This window comes from Nonomuraea sp. NPDC001684, assembly GCF_053596515.1.
In genome coordinates this window covers 1-15,741 of sequence record NZ_JBSFGJ010000217.1, presented here as the reverse complement: position 1 = coordinate 15,741, position 15,741 = coordinate 1, and the positions used below count along the sequence as shown (strand labels likewise).

The 15,741-nt window shown below is 72.7% G+C and carries 12 protein-coding genes; 6 read left to right on the top strand and 6 right to left on the bottom strand.

What is annotated here, in order from left to right:
* Positions 1–3,083: ATP-dependent helicase (locus ACWCSD_RS30675; RefSeq protein WP_449919988.1), on the top strand; the 3,083-nt coding region annotated here is incomplete at its 5' end.
* Here ACWCSD_RS30675 and ACWCSD_RS30670 read toward each other — a convergent pair.
* From ACWCSD_RS30670 to ACWCSD_RS30655, 4 genes are all read right to left on the bottom strand, one after another.
* Positions 3,072–4,199: a type III PLP-dependent enzyme gene (locus ACWCSD_RS30670; protein WP_397161122.1), complete on the bottom strand. Its 1,128-nt coding sequence runs from the start codon at positions 4,197–4,199 to the stop codon at positions 3,072–3,074. The two genes, ACWCSD_RS30675 and ACWCSD_RS30670, sit on opposite strands and share 12 nt — an antisense overlap.
* A 62-nt stretch (positions 4,200–4,261) precedes the next feature.
* Entirely contained in the window at positions 4,262–5,866 is a 1,605-nt protein-coding gene (locus ACWCSD_RS30665; RefSeq protein WP_449919985.1) for an IucA/IucC family protein, read from the bottom strand.
* A complete protein-coding gene (locus ACWCSD_RS30660) occupies positions 5,867–7,348 on the bottom strand; it encodes an IucA/IucC family protein (protein WP_449919982.1) in 1,482 nt (493 codons plus the stop codon).
* A complete protein-coding gene (locus ACWCSD_RS30655) occupies positions 7,345–8,478 on the bottom strand; it encodes a siderophore biosynthesis protein (protein WP_449919979.1) in 1,134 nt (377 codons plus the stop codon). Before ACWCSD_RS30655 ends, ACWCSD_RS30660 begins: the two co-directional genes overlap by 4 nt.
* Before the next feature lie 146 nt (positions 8,479–8,624).
* Here ACWCSD_RS30655 and nudC point away from each other — a divergent pair, with 146 nt between their 5' ends.
* On the top strand, positions 8,625–9,599 hold the full coding sequence (gene nudC, locus ACWCSD_RS30650) for an NAD(+) diphosphatase (protein ID WP_397161114.1): 975 nt from the start codon (positions 8,625–8,627) through the stop codon (positions 9,597–9,599).
* A 55-nt stretch (positions 9,600–9,654) separates the two neighbouring features.
* Here the strand turns inward: nudC and ACWCSD_RS30645 are convergent, their stop codons facing one another.
* A complete protein-coding gene (locus tag ACWCSD_RS30645) occupies positions 9,655–9,903 on the bottom strand; it encodes a glutaredoxin domain-containing protein (RefSeq protein WP_358294331.1) in 249 nt (82 codons plus the stop codon).
* 85 nt (positions 9,904–9,988) lie between these two features.
* Positions 9,989–10,885, bottom strand: a complete 897-nt coding sequence (locus tag ACWCSD_RS30640; protein ID WP_358294329.1) for an alpha/beta hydrolase — start codon at positions 10,883–10,885, stop codon at positions 9,989–9,991.
* Between the two features lie 154 nt (positions 10,886–11,039).
* Between ACWCSD_RS30640 and ACWCSD_RS30635 the strand changes: the two genes are divergently transcribed.
* From ACWCSD_RS30635 to ACWCSD_RS30620, 4 genes are all read left to right on the top strand, one after another.
* Positions 11,040–13,073, top strand: a complete 2,034-nt coding sequence (locus tag ACWCSD_RS30635; protein ID WP_397161701.1) for an ATP-dependent DNA helicase UvrD2 — start codon at positions 11,040–11,042, stop codon at positions 13,071–13,073.
* A 156-nt stretch (positions 13,074–13,229) separates the two neighbouring features.
* Positions 13,230–14,099, top strand: a complete 870-nt coding sequence (locus ACWCSD_RS30630) for an acyl-CoA thioesterase (protein WP_449919975.1) — start codon at positions 13,230–13,232, stop codon at positions 14,097–14,099.
* 547 nt (positions 14,100–14,646) lie between these two features.
* Positions 14,647–14,916 carry a WhiB family transcriptional regulator gene (locus ACWCSD_RS30625; protein WP_125636897.1) on the top strand — a complete coding sequence of 90 codons (270 nt, stop codon included), beginning with the start codon at positions 14,647–14,649 and terminating at the stop codon, positions 14,914–14,916.
* 41 nt (positions 14,917–14,957) lie between these two features.
* Positions 14,958–15,152, top strand: a complete 195-nt coding sequence (locus ACWCSD_RS30620; RefSeq protein WP_352319311.1) for a hypothetical protein — start codon at positions 14,958–14,960, stop codon at positions 15,150–15,152.
* Positions 15,153–15,741 lie beyond the last annotated feature (589 nt).

Sequence of the window (15,741 nt, the reverse complement as noted above, 5' to 3'; positions counted from 1 at the left end):
CGGAGAACGTGCTGGGGCTGACGTTCACCCGCAAGGCCGCGGCCGAGCTGGCCGTCCGGGTCAGGGAGCGCCTGACCGGGCTCGCCGAGGCGGGCCTGGTCGCGCCCGGCGCGCTCGACAACGAGCCGACCGTCTCCACCTACCATGCCTACGCCGCCCGCCTGGTCACCGACCACGCCCTGCGCGAGGCGCTCGAACCCACCATGCGCCTGGTCACCCCGGCGGTGTCGTGGCAGCTCGCCTCGCGCGTGGTGGCCCTGTACGACGGGCCGATGGACAAGATCGAGCTGGGTCCGCCCTCGGTCACCGCCGCCCTGCTGGAACTCGCCGGCGAGCTGTCGGAGCACCTGCGCGGGCCCGCCGACGTGCGGCGGATGGGGGAGTGGCTGGAGGCCCGGCTGGCCGCGCTGCCCGGCCGCACGACCGTGGCGCAGCGCAAGCCGGTCGGCGTGCACGCGGCCAGGGAGCAGCTGCTGCCGCTGGTGGAGGCGTACGAACGGCTCAAGCGCCGCCGCGAGGTCATCGACTACGGCGACCAGATGTCGCTGGCCGCCCGGATCGCCGCCAACCACAAGGAAGTGGGCGAGATCGAACGGTCCCGCTACTCCGTGGTCCTGCTCGACGAATACCAGGACACCAGCCACGCCCAGCTCGTCCTGCTGCGCTCGCTCTACGGCGGCGGCCATCCGGTCACCGCCGTCGGCGACCCCTGCCAGTCCATCTACGGCTGGCGCGGCGCCTCGGCGGGCAACCTGCGCCGCTTCCCCCGCGACTTCCGCACCGGCGCCGGGGAGGAGGCGCCGGTGCGCCAGCTCAGCGTCAGCTTCCGCAACGGCGACCGGGTGCTCGACGTCGCCGCCCGCGTCCAGCTCCCGCTGCGCATGGAGGCCCGCGAGGTGCCCGTGCTGGTGCCGGGGCCCAACCGGGTCGACCGGGGCCGCGTCACCTGCGCCTTCCACGAGACCGCCGAGGACGAGGCGAAGTGGATCGCCGACGGCGTGGCCCGCATCCTCGGCCAGGAGACCGCCCCCGACGGCCTGCCCTGGGGCGAGAAGGAACGCAAGAAGACGCTCGCCCTCCAGCCCCAGGACGTCGCGATCCTGGCCCGCAAGCGCTCGCAGTTCCCCGCGCTGCGCAAGGCGCTGGAGGACCGCGACATCCCGGTCGAGGTGGTCGGGCTGGGCGGCCTGCTGACCGTGCCCGAGGTCAGCGACATCGTGGCGACCCTGCGCGTGCTCTACGACGCCACCGCCGGCGACGCGCTGGCCAGGCTGCTGGCCGGGCCGCGCTGGCGGGTCGGGCCGGCCGACCTGCGGGTGCTGGGGGAGCACGCCAGGGAGCTGGCCCGCGAGCTGAGCGAGAGCCACCGCGCCGACGACCCGCTCGACCAGGTGGTCGCCGACCTGGCCGAGGAGCGCGGCAGCCTGGTCGACGCGCTCGACGAGCTGCCCGACCGGCCCGAGTGGCTGGAGTCGTTCTCGCCGCTGGCCCGAACCCGGCTGGTCGCGCTCGCCCAGGAGCTGCGCAGCCTGCGCGGCCACACCGCCCAGCCGCTGCCCGACCTGGTCACCGAGATCGAACGCCGGCTCGGCCTGGACATCGAGGTGGCCGCCCGCAGCGGCACGGCCGGGGCGTTCGCCGCGCGGGCCGACCTCGACGCCTTCATCGACGCGGCCGCCAGGTTCGCCGGCGACGCCGAGGACCCGACGGTGGGCGCGTTCCTGGCCTACCTCCAGGCGGCCGAGAGCGAGGAGTTCGGGCTGGAGGCGGGCCGGGTCGGCGAGAGCAACAGCGTCAAGCTGATGACCGTGCACGCGTCCAAGGGGCTGGAGTGGCCGGTCGTGGTCGTGCCCGGCCTGTCGCGGCTCCTCAGCTCGAAGGGCACGATCGCGACGGGCAGCGTGTTCCCGGCCACGCCGGTGATGAACAGCCGCTGGACCGACAACCCGCGCAAGCTGCCCTACCCGCTGCGCGGCGACGCCGCCGACCTGCCCCGGCTGGGCGGGCTGAGCAAGGAGGAGCTGGCCGCGTTCGACGAGCAGTGCCGGGAGCGCGACCTGATGGAGGAGCGGCGGCTGGCCTACGTCGCCGTCACCCGGGCCCACTACCACCTCATCGCCTCCGGCTACCGCTGGGGCAGCGCCACCAAGCCGCTGGAGCCGTCGGAGTTCCTGCTGGAGATCCGCGACACGGCTGACCGGGTGTCCTACTGGGCCGGCGACCTCGCCGAGGGCGCGACGAACCCGCTGCTCGCCGAGCCGGCCGAGGCCGTCTGGCCGGTCACCCCCGAGGGCCTGCGCTACGAGTCGGTGCTCGACGGCGCCCGGCTGGTCGAGGACGCCCTGGCCGGCAACCTGGCCGACGAGGACGACGAGCCGCTGCGCCCGTTCGAGGAGGAACGCCTGCGCGCCTGGGAGCGCGACACCGACCTGCTGCTGCGCGAGCGCGAGCTCAACCGGCGCAGGCCGGCGACCGTCGTCGAGCTGCCGGCCAAGCTGACCGTGTCGTCGCTGGTCACGCTGGCCACCGACCCGGCCGAGCTGGCCCGCAGGATCCGCCGTCCGGTGCCGCGCAAGCCCGCGCCGCTGGCCCGCCGGGGCACGTCGTTCCACAAGTGGCTGGAGAGCCGGTGGGACCAGCAGCGGCTGATCGACGACTTCGACCTCGACCCGCTGGAGGAGCTGGAGGAGGCCGACGTGCGGCTGGCCGAGCTGCAGGAGCGGTTCGAGGAGAGCGAGTGGGCCGACCGGCGGCCGGTCGACCTGGAGGTGCCGTTCGAGACCATGATCGCCGACCGGCTCGTGCGCGGGCGGATGGACGCCGTCTTCGAGCTGCCCGACGGCGGCTACGAGGTGGTCGACTGGAAGACCGGCGTCCCGCCCAGGGGGAAGGCGGCCCGCACGGCCTCGGTGCAGCTGGCCGCGTACCGGCTGGCGTGGTCGCACCTGGCCGGGGTGCCGCTGGAGAAGGTGAGCGCGGCCTTCCACTACGTCCGGGCCAACAGAACCGTGCGGCCGGTCGACCTGCTCGACGCCGACGGGCTGGTCGCGCTCGTCGAGGCGGTCCCGGCGTCAGAGTCCTAGGTAATGGAAGGCGGGGCGGGGGTGCATGAGGAAGTCGTGGTGTGAGATGTTCCAGGCGTAGGCCCCGGCCATGCCGAACACCACCCGGTCGCCTGCCCGCACCGAGGTCACCACGTTCCGGGCGAGGACGTCCTTGGGGGTGCACAGCTGGCCCGTGAACGTCACGGGCTCCCCGGCGACCCCGGGCCCGCCGCCTGTGGGCAGGACCGTGAACGGCTGGTCGTGGCCCTTGGTCACCGGCGTGCGCAGGTGGTGCGTCCCGCCCAGGACGATCGCGTACGCCTGGCCGCGCACCCGCTTCACCTCCACGACCTCGGTGACGTAGTGGCCGCAGTAGGCGGTGAGCGACCTGCCCGGCTCGACCCGCAGCCGCCGCCCGGCCCGCAGCGCGGCCAGGCCCTCGCCGTAGGCCGCCCAGTCGAAGCGTTCGCCCGACGTGTACGACACCGCCATGCCCCCGCCCAGGTTGACCTCCCGATGCCCGGTCTCCAGCAGGGCCCCGGCCAGGCGGAGGAGCTGGGCGGCGGTCAGGCCGCTGGCCAGGTGGGCATGCAGGCCGCGCAGCCGTACGCGGCCGGTGAACAGCGGCAGGCACTCGGCCAGCCCGGCCTCGTCCATGCCGAAGGGGCCGTCCATCGTGAGCGCGGCCCCCTCGACCGGCAGGTCCGGGTTGACCCGCAGCAGCACGTCGGCCTCCAGCCCGGTCGCGAGCAGGCGGCGCAGCTCGTACGGCGACTCGACGTGCAGGCGGTGGTGCGGCAGCCGCAGCTCGGCGTCGGTCTTGCCGGGCCCGCCGAGCGCCAGCCGCGCGCCCGGGAGCAGCGCGGAGACGTGCGCGTGCTCGCCCGCCGACGACACCTCGAACCCGTCCACGTGCCGGGCCAGCACCCGCAGCAGCTCGGCGTCGGGGTTGGCCTTGACCGCGTAGTACAGCTCGACCTCGCCCAGCGCCGCGCGCACCGACGCCGCGTGCTCGTCGAGCGCGGGCAGGTCGTAGAGGTAGGCGGGCAACGCGGGCAGCCGGGCGGCGGCCTCCAGCACGCCGCTCACGCGAGCGGGCTCGCGCTCCGGCACGCGCTTCGGGCGAGCGGGTTCGCGCTCCGGCGCGCGGTTCACGCCAGCGGGTTCCCGCTTCTGGACGCCGCTCACGCGAGTGGTCCCCCGTTTCTGGACGGCGCTCATGCGAGCGGGTTAGCGATCGGGACGTAACCGGCGCTGCGGTCGGCCGCTCTGGCCCACCGCACGCGCAGGTTCGCCTTGGCGGGCAGCGGCGCCCCGGCCAGCAGGTCACGCAGCGGGAGCGGCTGCCCGAGCTCGGCGGCCTGGCGGGCGAGCAGGTCGCGGGCGGCCCGCCACAACGCGCGCAGCAGCTCGTCGTCGGGGCCCGCCAGGGTGGCGGCGATCTCGGTGAGGTGGTTGACGAACAGGCAGTAGACGACGCGGGCCCAGCCCCGCGCCGGGTCGTGGGTGAGCGCGGCGGCCACGGCCGGATGCAGCCCGTCCAGGTCGTGGCGGCCCGCGACGAGCTTGACGCCCTCCAGGTCGCGGAAGATCGCCTGGACGGGCCGGCCGGCGGCGTCCAGGCCGACGAGCACGTTCTGCAGGTGGGCCTCCAGGACGACGCCGTGGCTGACGTACAGGTCCACGACCGGCAGCGCGACCGCCGACACGTACGCCGTCCACCAGGCCAGGGGGTCGGCCGGGGCGGCGTCCAGGGCGAGGGCGGCGGCGAGGACCGGGGTGACGCCGGGGTCGCAGGCCGTCCACGGGCTCGCCCGGACGATCACGCCCAGGCCCTCGCGCTGCCCGAGTGCCGTGCGGTAGCCGGGCTCGGGAAGCCAGCGGACGGCCGGGTGCCGCGCCGCGACCTCGGCGATCAGCGGGGCCAGCCGGGAGGTGAGCTCGACGGCCCCGGCCAGCTCGTACCAGGCGTTCTTGCGCACGCAGTTCGTGATCCGCACGTCCAGGGAGAACTTCAGGCACACCTCGGCGTCCGGCACGTACACGGTCCGCACCGACGAGGTCGGCACCGCGAGCGGCCCCGGCCCGAGATCGACCAGCTCGGAGCCGAGAGCGGGACGCAGCAGGGCGAGCTGCCACGGATGGGCGGGCAGCAGCCGGTGTCCGGCGGGCGCCGGGCCGAGCGCGTCCAGGGCCGTCAGGTCGCCCTCCTCGGCCAGCGCGTCGTCGCGTACCGCGAGCAGCCGCAGCAGGAAGGCGGCGTGCGCCTCGGGGGCGTAGCGCAGCCAGTCCGCGCCGTCGCGGGCCTTGGGGGTGGGGTGGAACGGGTGCCCGTACACGAGCGCCTGCTCCGAGGCCAGCCAGGGATCGGCGGGCGGCTCGGCCTGCGCCCTGGCCGCCAGGATCGCCGCGATGGCGTCCCTGCTGGCGGCCACCTGACCGGCGAACTCGCCGTTGGGCTCGACGTCGAGGTGCGCCGCTCTCCTGCCTGGGCGCGCATGCTCGTCCTGCCGGTCGGACAGGCCGGCCAGGTCGGCCAGGTCGGGCAGGTCGGCCAGGTCGGTCTCGGTCAGCCGGACCAGCTCGGCGACCGTCAGCGGCTGCCAGGAGCCGCCCTCCAGGCGTTCCGGTGGCCCGTCGAGGCGCAGCGCGGCGCCGCCGTGCGTACGGGCCCGCAGCAGCGTTCCCGCCACCCGCATCAGCACGTACGGCGGCGCCGGCCAGACCAGCCCTCTGGGCCCGGCCACCTCGCGCACGCAGCACCGCAGCAGGGCCGCCAGCGTCGCCTCCTCGGCCGGCGCCCCGATGGCCAGGACGTCCATTCACGCTCTCCTCAGGTAGTTGGGCCCGCTGATGCCGTAGAACTTGTTCACGTCCCGCGCCCCGGACCGTTCCTTGGCCACGAGCGTCCCGGCGGTGACCATCGACTTGCCGGTGAGCCTGGCCGCGTCGAGCGTCCTGGCGCGCAGCAGCCGGGCCATGGGGTGGTCGCCGTGCTCGTCGAGCGCCTCGGCGAGCGTGCCGCGCACCAGGGCCGCCGCCCGCGCCGGCGGCAGCACCGCGAACGCCACCGCCGCGGCGGCCAGGTGCAGCGTGATCGTGACGAACACGTCGGCCAGCGCGTGCGGGTCGTCGGTGAGCATGCGCCCGTCGGAGAAGGCCGGCACGTCGATCCCGGCCGCCGCCAGCCTCGACGGCGAGGCCAGCAGGCCGTCGTTGTCCTTGACCAGCAGCCGCAGGTCGCCGTCCCGCAGGACGAGGGCCAGGTTCTGCTGGTGGGCCTCCAGGGCGACGCCGTACCGGACGAACAGCCGCACGTTCCAGCGCAGCAGCAGGCGCAGGTAGCGAGGCAGGACCTCCGGGCCGAGTTCGTCCAGCACGCCGGGCACCGCCAGCGCCGCGACCGGGACGATCCGCCCCTCCGGCAGCCGCCGGACCATCCACGCCAGGTACTCGTGGCCCGCGTGCGCGTAGGTCTGCTCGTCGGCCAGCAGCACGCCGGGATCGGCGAGCCGGCGCAGCAGCAGCTCGGCCCGCGCGCCGTCGTCCAGGGTGCCCGCCCTGATCGAGCGCCGGTTGCGCACGCCGAGCGTGCTCACCGGCAGCGGCAGCTTGAGGTGGGTGCGCGGCCCCACCTCGACGGTCCGCATGGACAGGGTGGGCCGTACGGTGACCGCCTCCTCGTCCAGCACCCGGACCCCGTCGATCTTCCGCACCTCGCCGACGGCCATCGGGTGCACCGGGAACAGCACACCGCGGCCCGCCGGCCGCGGCACGTCCGCGGGAAGCTCCGTCGCCCTGTGGGGGACGATCGCCGCGTGGGGGACGACCGCCCACCGCAGCGCGAACGAGGGGGCGAACTCCGGCGCGTACGCCAGCAGGTCGCGGTCCGAGGCGCCGATCCTGGCCCGCGAGGTCGGGTAGACGGGATGGTCGGCGAAGGCCGCCAGCGACTCGTACGACGGCCCGCGCCGCAGCACCTCCTCGGCGTGCGCGTCGTGCAGCTCCAGCGCGGACAGGGCGGTCAGGCACTCGTCGAAGAAGGCCGCCACCCCTTCGGCGTCGGCCGCGTCGGACACCTCCACGAGCGTCTCCAGCACCTGCTCCAGCCCCAGCCGCTCGTCCGGCGCCACCACGAAGTCCTGGAACGGCGACCCGGGGACCATCCGGACCCACCGCCCGTCGGCCAGCAGCAGCCCGGCCCCGGACCTGGTCCGGTCGAGCCGGGCGGCCAGCCCGCCGTAGTCCTCGCGGACCAGCGCGTCCAGCACCCGGGCGGCCAGGTACGCCTCCCGCGACCTCACCCGACCACCCACGGCCGGGCCGCCCGGTACCGCTCGACGGCGGCGTCCACGCGGGCCCGGTCCGGTCCCACGGCCCGGATGACGCCCAGGTAATCCCGGTTCGTGTGGGTCAGCTCTACGACGTCCCCGACGGCCCGCAGCGGCCGGTGCCACAGCCGTACGCCGCCGTCCTCGACGTCCTCCTCCGGCGGCCCCTCCTTGACGACGCCCGGCCGGTCGGCGACCACGCTGACCGCGCAGCCGTGCCGGGACGCGGGCGGCGGCTCGGGCGCCGGCTCCCCGAGGTGGGTGCGCAGGATCCACTCGAACAGCGGCACGCCCAGCACGTCGGCCAGCAGGAAGTCGCAGTGGTCGCCGATCGCCCGGTAGTTCACCTCGACGATCCGCGGCCCGGCGGGCGTCAGGACGTACTCGGTGTGGCAGGCGCCGAAGCCCACCCCGAGGGCCCGCAGCGCGGCCAGCACGTGGGCGTCGGCGGCGGGCGCCCAGTCGAGCCGCTCCTCCACGAAGTGCGGCAGCGGGCGCAGCGTGGTCGCGAAGCCGCCCAGCACGCGCGTCGCGGAGCCGTCCCCGAGGGTCTCCAGGGTCCGCAGCGGTCCTTCGAGGTACTCCTCCACGACCAGCGTCTCGCCCGGACGCCGCCGCCTGGCCGCGGCCACGGCGCGCGGGAGGTCGTCCTCGACCAGCACGACGTCCTCGCTGGCCACCCCCTCGCGGGGTTTCAGCACCACGGGCCGGGGCAGGCGCTCGGGCACCGGATCGGCGGGCGCGAGCCGCAGCGAACGCACCGTCTCGATGCCGGCCGCCGCGAGCCCGCGTCGCATCAGGAGCTTGTTCTTGGCGGCCAGACAGGCCCGCCAGTCCTTGCCCGGAAGTCCGAAGTACGACGCCGCGAGGGCGGTCTCCGCCTGAAGGTGGTCGGAGTTGGAGAAGATCGCGTCGGGCCTGCCCAGGTGCTCGACCGCGTCGATCAGGGCGCGCGGGTCGCGTACGTCGCACCGCACCGAGCCGGGGTGCCGCTCCGGCCGGTCGGTCAGGACGGTCACCTCGCACCCGAGGGCCCGCGCCGCGGGCAGGAAGCCGTACGTCACCGAGTCCGTCGGCTTGAGCGCGGTCAGGTAGAGCCGCAACGCGAAGGCACCCCCGCAGGAATCAGGTAAGGCTAACCTAACTCGATGATCTTAGCCTGAGACTGATCGCTCCGGGGCCCGCACACCCTAATCGGCGGCTAACTGCGAGGTCATAGGATGACAAGCGACTTGGGGAGGGGCGGCCAGTGGAAAAGACCGCGGAAGAACAACTCATCGGCCCACTGCTCCTGGCACGGGGGACCATCGACAGATCGTCGGCGCTGCGTGCCGACGACAGATGGCTGGAGAAGGCGTGGGCCGACCCCGAGACCAGGGTGCTGGTGATCGACAACGGCCACACTCTCGTGCGGCGGGCCGGCGACGAGGTGCACGCGGTGCTCTACACCTCCGCGCAGGCGCCGCAGGGCGAGCGTTACCTGCTCGGCGTCGAGGGCGGCACCGCCTACTTCGCGGTGGCCGCGCCGCTGCCCGGCAAACCGGCCGGCGACCTCAACGGCCGGGTGACGATGCCAATGAGCCTGAACGACACGCCTGAAGGCCATCCGGTTCCGGCGGGTCTGCGCCAGGTCGGCGGGCTGCTCGGCGACCGCGACGCGGGCCTGCTGGTCCACGCGGTGGCGCTGGAGGCCTGGCACGCCACCCACCAGTTCTGCCCGCGCTGCGGCGCCCGTACGACGGTGCAGGCCGGCGGCCACGTCCGGGTGTGCCCGAAGGACGCCAGCCAGCACTTCCCGCGCGTCGACCCGGCGGTCATCATGCTGATCAGGGACGAGGACGACCGCTGCCTGCTGGCCCGCGGCCCCCAGTGGCCCGAGGGGCGCCTGTCGATCCTGGCGGGCTTCGTGGAACCGGGCGAGTCCCTGGAGTACGCGGTGGTCCGCGAGGTCGCAGAAGAGGTCGGCGTCCACGTCGTCAACCCGCGCTACCTGGGCAGCCAGCCCTGGCCGTTCCCGCGCAGCCTCATGCTCGGCTTCTTCGCCGACGCCACCACGACCGCGCTGACCCCCGACGCCGACGAGATCGCCGAGGCGCGCTGGTTCACCCGCGACGAGCTGGTGGCCTCGCTCCGGTCGGGCGAGGTGCGCCTGCCGCCCCCGGTGTCGATAGCCCGCCGCCTGATCGAGACGTGGTACGGCGGCGAGCTCGTCGGCGACTGGTGACCTGCCGAGCGGAGCCGGGGAGTCCGAAGCAGGGCTCCCCCTTCCGCGTCCTGGCCTAGGAGTCGAGCAGGCGCTTGACCTCGATGACGCTGGGGTTGGTCCTGACGTGCTCCACCCCTGAACGGGAAACCGCCACGACCGTCGGAACGGTCTGGTTGCCGTTGTTGACGCTCATGACGAATTCGGCGGCGGCCGGGTCGCGCTCGATGTCGACCTCCTTGAACGCGATGCCTTCGCGGGCGAGCTGAGACTTCAGCCGCTTGCAGGGGCCGCACCAGGTAGTGCTGTAGACCGTGAGCGCCATGTCGGGTTGTCCCTCCAAGGTCAGGAAAATCAGGCGCTCGGTGCAACAACGCGGAGGCGCCCGCTTAATCCCTACCCGGGGCCCTCTAGCCGATGCGCTCGGCGATCCAGGCCTGCACCCGCTCGGCCACGCCCGGCTCCCGGTACAGGGGAGCGCTGTGGTTGGTGCCCGGCGCCGTCATGATCGTCATCGGCACGCCCACCTGGCCGAGCATCTGCTTGAGCAGCTGGCTCTGCGTCGGCGGCACGAACTCGTCCTCGGAGTGCACCGTGAGCACCGGGGCGTCCTTGGCGCTGGCGTGCCAGGCCACCTCCATGCTCGCCCAGACGCGCGAGCACTTGCCCTTGGGCTCGCAGCCGCCGGCCAGCCGGATCGCGGCCTCGCGCAGCTTGCGCTTGTCGTGGTCGGCGGTCTTCTCGCCGTCGGCGTACGCGCGCAGCGGCGAGATGATCGGCGACAGCCCGACCACGCCCTTCAGCCCCGCGATGCCGTTGCCGTACGTGCCGACCGAGGCGGCGATGTGCCCGCCCGCCGAGAAGCCGACGACGACGTACTTGCTGGCGTCGAAGGCCCAGCGGTCGGCGTGCTTGCGCGCCAGGGCGATGGCGGCCAGCGCGTCGGTGCGCTGCGCCGGCCAGGCGGCCTCGCCGGAGAGGCGGTAGTTCAGGTTGAAGACCGTGTACCCGAGGTCGGCGTAGCTACGGGTGATCTCCTTCATGTACTTCTTGTCGCCGCCGGACCACCAGCCGCCGTGGATCAGGAAGACGCCGGGACGCTTCTGGCCGTCGGGCGTCCACCACACGTCCATGTCCTGGTTGCGCTGGCGGCCGTAGGAAAGGGTCTCCGTGGCCAGCCCGCCGAGGCCGTCGGGGTCTGTGGGATTGGTCACCACGGGGACCGGCGGCTCGGCCGCGAACGCGACGGCAGGTGTGAGCGCCACGGCAGCGAGCACCAGCGCGCCCGCGAAAACCGCTGTTCGCACGGCCTTCCTTTCCCCCATGCGGCATGGTCGGCCCCATTGTGGGGGAAGCAACCATTCCTTTGCATCTCGGTGACTATGAACATACGTCGGGCCGCATGTTGCCAGAATAAAGTGCTTCGGCGCCACTTGCGGGGAGGAAGATCGGGTGAACAGCGTGGATGACGTCCTCAGCGGCCTCGACCCGGAACAGCGGGAGGTCGCCGAGGCGGTGCGCGGCCCGGTGTGCGTGCTCGCCGGCGCCGGCACCGGCAAGACCAGGGCGATCACCCATCGCATCGCCCACGCCGTGCGCAGCGGGGTGGTCGACGCGCCCAGCGTGCTCGCGGTGACGTTCACCACCCGGGCGGCGGGGGAGTTGCGGCAGCGGCTGCGGGCGCTGGGGGCGCCGGGCGTCCAGGCCCGTACGTTCCACGCGGCCGCCCTGCGCCAGCTCACCTACTTCTGGCCGCGGGTGATCGGCGGCGAGGCCCCTTCGGTCATCGAGTCGAAGTTGCCGGTGCTGGTCGAAGCCTGCCGCCAGATCCGGAAAAATCCCGACCGGTCCGAGTTGCGGGACATCGCGGCCGAGGTCGAATGGGCCAAGGTCTCCCAGATCGGCCCCGAAGACTACGTGGCCGCCGCCGCCAAGCACCACCGCACGCCGCCCGGCTCGCCGGAGGAGGTGGCCCGGCTCTACGAGTCGTACGAGCGCATCCGCCGCGAACGCCACCTGGTCGACTTCGAGACCATCCTCGAACTGACCGCGGCCGTGATGACCGAGCACCAGGAGGTCGCGGCCCAGATCCGCCAGCAGTACCGCTACTTCGTCGTGGACGAGTTCCAGGACGTCAACCCGCTCCAGAAACTCCTGCTCGACACCTGGCTCGGCGGCCGGGACGACATCTGCGTGGTCGGCGACCCCAACCAGACCATCTATTCGTTCACCGGCGCCAGCCCCCGCTACCTCACCAACTTCGCCGTCGAGCACCCGAAGGCCGCCGTCATCAGGCTGGTCCGGGACTACCGTTCCACCCCGCAGGTCGTGAACCTGGCCAACCTGGTCATCGCCAAGTCCAAGACCCCCAACCGCCTCGAACTCATCGCCCAGCGCCCCGACGGCCCCAAACCGGTCTTCTCCGACTACGACGACGAGCCCGCCGAGGCCGCCGGCGTCGCGCGGGCCATCAGGAAGCTGCTGGACAAGGGGGTGCCCTCGCGCGAGATCGCCGTGCTGTTCCGGGTCAACTCCCAGTCGGAGTCCTACGAGGAGGCCCTGTCCAAGGCCGAGATCCCGTACGTGCTGCGCGGCGCCGAGCGCTTCTTCGAGCGTCCCGAGGTGCGGCAGGCGGTCGTGCTGCTGCGCGGCGCCGCGCGGTCGGCCGCGGGCGAGCCGCTGGCCTCGGAGGTGCACCACATCCTGACCGGGGTCGGCCTGACCCCCTCACCGCCCGGCGGCGGCAAGGCCAGGGAGAAGTGGGAGTCGCTGAAGGCGCTGGCCGACCTGGCCGAGGACATGGCCGCCGAGGGCGCCGACCTGCCCGCGTACGTCGCCGAGCTGGAACGCCGCGCCTCCGAGCAGCACGCGCCGCCGGTGGAGGGCGTCACGCTCGCCTCGCTGCACGCCGCCAAGGGCCTGGAGTGGGACGCGGTCTTCCTGGTCGGCGTCACCGACGGCATGCTGCCGATCATCTACGCCGAGACCCCCGAGCAGATCGAGGAGGAGCGGCGGCTGCTCTACGTCGGCGTCACCCGCGCCCGCGAGCACCTGTCGCTCTCCTGGGCGCTGGCCCGCGCGCCCGGCGGGCGCAAGAGCCGCCGTCCCTCGCGCTTCCTCGACGGGCTCACCGGCCGCGCCTCCACACCGCCCCGCATGACCACCCCGGCGAGCGAACGTCGCACGGTCGCCGCGCCGGTGAGCTGCCGGGTGTGCGCCAAGACGCTGGTGGCCGCGGCCGAGCAGAAGCTCGGCCGCTGCGCGACCTGTCCCGCCGACTACGACGAGGCCCTGCTCGAACGCCTCAAGGTCTGGCGCACGGCCACCGCCAAGGAGGCCAAGATCCCGCCGTACGTCGTCTTCACCGACGTCACCCTCCAGGCCATCGCCGAACGCGCGCCGGCCACCGAGCAGGAGCTGCTGTCGATCGCCGGCATCGGCCGGGTCAAGGTCGACCGCTACGGCGAGGCCGTCCTTGCCCTGTGCCGCGGGTGACATCCCTCACGTACGGCCGGCCCCCTCGCGCGTGAGTCCCTTCCCCACCGGGCGAAACGGCGGGACGGGAGCATTCCGGCAAGGCAGGGCGGGTTTGGGGGAACAGGCGTGGCACGTCAGACTTGTCCATGGAAGGTTCGTCTGTGAGGGGGCCCTGTGAACGAGGCGCTGAAGGAGCTGCTCGACCTGCTCGACCTTGAGCAGATCGAGCTTGACATCTTCCGGGGCAGAAGCCCGGAGGAGCGCATCCAGCGCGTCTTCGGCGGCCAGGTGGCCGCGCAGGCCCTCGTGGCGGCCGGCCGCACCGTCCCCAAGGACCGGCACGTCCACTCGCTGCACGCCTACTTCATCAGGCCGGGCGACCCGTCCATCCCCATCGTCTACAACGTCGAGCGCCTGCGCGACGGCCGGTCGTTCACCACCCGCCGGATCGTCGCCGTCCAGCACGGCAAGGCGATCTTCACGATGTCGGCCTCGTTCCACATCTTCGAGGAGGGCGTGGAGCACCAGGCGTCGGTGGCGCCCGTCGTGCCCGCCCCCGAGACGCTGCCGACGTTCCAGGACAGGATGTCGGAGGTGCTGGGCGACCACCCCGAGCTGCGGGAATGGCTCTCGCGCCCGCGCCCCGTGGACGCCCGCTACGTCTCGCCCCTGACGTGGGAGGCGCACCTCAACCCCGAGCTGCGCAGCGCCCAGACCAACGTGTGGTTCCGCTACGACGCCGACCTGCCCGACGACCCGCTGCTGCACGTCGTGCTGGCCGCGTACGCCTCGGACTTCACGCTCGTGGACACGATCCTGCTGGCCCACGGCATGGCCTGGGGAGCCTCGAACGTGATCGGCGCGTCCCTGGACCACGCGATGTGGTTCCACCGCCCGTTCCGCGCCGACGACTGGCTCCTGTACGCCCAGGAGGCCCCCTGGTCGGCGGGGGCCCGTGGGCTCGCGCGCGGCGAGATGTTCACCGCGTCCGGCGGGCTCGTGGTCTCCGTCGTCCAGGAGGCCATGATCCGCGTGGCGAAGTAGTCGGTTCGCAGCACGTTGTGACACCGTGGTTGTGTCACAAAATCGCAGGTAGAAAATATGTTGCCCCTTCCCGGCTTCCCGGTTTAGGGTCATGGACAAGCGAGTCGGACACCCCTGTTTCCGACGATCTGATGAGTGGAGGTGAGCCCCGGTGATGAGCATCCAGATGTCGGCCACGCAGTGGCTCGCTTCCGCGTGCCGTGACTCGGTGAGGCTCGCCGATGGGCCGGCCAAGCTGCGGCAGGAGAAGTCTGCCCGTAGCCAGGCCCCCGCCGTTCGTGCGAGGGCTCACGCGGGTGTCGCCGCTCCGCAAGGCGTTCCTGTCTATGGCGCAGGTATCGCTGCCCCGACCAACCAGCTCACCAAGGGTGGACTGTGCGGTCCGCAACCCTGGAGGGATGCTCCGGTCATAACCTGACCGGCACATAGCAGCCCCCAGGCCGCGGATCCGCACACAGGATCCGCGGCCTTCTTGTTTTTCCGCGATCCCCGACCACCTCCGAGGTGCCCGACCAAGATCAAAAAGCTCGATCAAAAGGAGAAGCAGATGGGGGCCAAGACGATCATGGACCTGATCGACGAAGCCAAGATCCCCTGTCGTACCGACCCTGACCTGTGGTTCGCAGAGTCACCCGAGGACGTCGAGTTCGCCAAGGCTCTCTGCGGCGGCTGCCCGATCCAGCAGGCCTGCCTGGCCCGCGCGCTGGAGCGCGAGGAGCCCTGGGGCGTCTGGGGCGGCGAACTGATCCTCAGGGGAACAGTCGTTCCCCGCAAGCGTCCGCGCGGGCGTCCCCGCAAGCACCCGGTCGCTGCCTGACCACCCACCAGCCCAACGAGCGAGAGAGAACAAGAACACCGATGAGCACTTCTTCCACCAGGAGCCTGGCCGTGCCGTATCTGTTTCATGACTTGGTCAACGACCGAATACAAACTCTCCACCGCGAAGCGGAGGAGCAGCGTCTCATCCTGCGCGTAAGCCGCGTACAGCGGGCGCGACGCGAGGTCAAGCGGGCCAACGACCGCTTGCGGAAGGCGCTGAGCCGGCAGGTGTGATCAAGGAGGTCCTGCCGCCGGCGCAGGATCTCCTGATCCCCACCTGCCTCTGAAGAGCCGGGCGCACCCAGCGCCCGGCTCTTTCCATGCCCAGACGCCTGCGTTCTGCCGAGTGAGCTGCGGAGTGTCTGCGTTTCGTGAGGTGTCGCGGGACGTCTTCGCCCAGGTGAGCTGTGGGACGCCTGCGCTCTGTCGGATGTGTCGCGGGATCTCTGCGCTGTGCGCGGCGAGCTGCGGGTCGTCTGCGTTCTGCGAGGTGTTTCGCGGGACCTCTGCGCTCGACCAGGTGAGCTGCGGGCCTCTGTGCTCCGCCGGTTGAGCTGCGGGACGTCTGCGCTCGGTCGGGAGTGCTGGGAACCGGGACGTCTGCGTTCGGTCGGGAGTGCTGGGAACCGGGACCTCTGCGCTCTGTTGGATGAGCTGTGGTCCGGTCGCCGGGGGAGCGCGGCGCAGCCTGCGGTCGAGGGCCTTGGCCCGTCTGTCTCCTTCTATGATTCGCGATCCGGCCCTCGGCTGGCCCTCTTGCGCGGCCGGGAGCCTGGCCTTCCAGCTGTTTGTCTTCGATGCCTTGTTCTTTCCGGCATGTCGG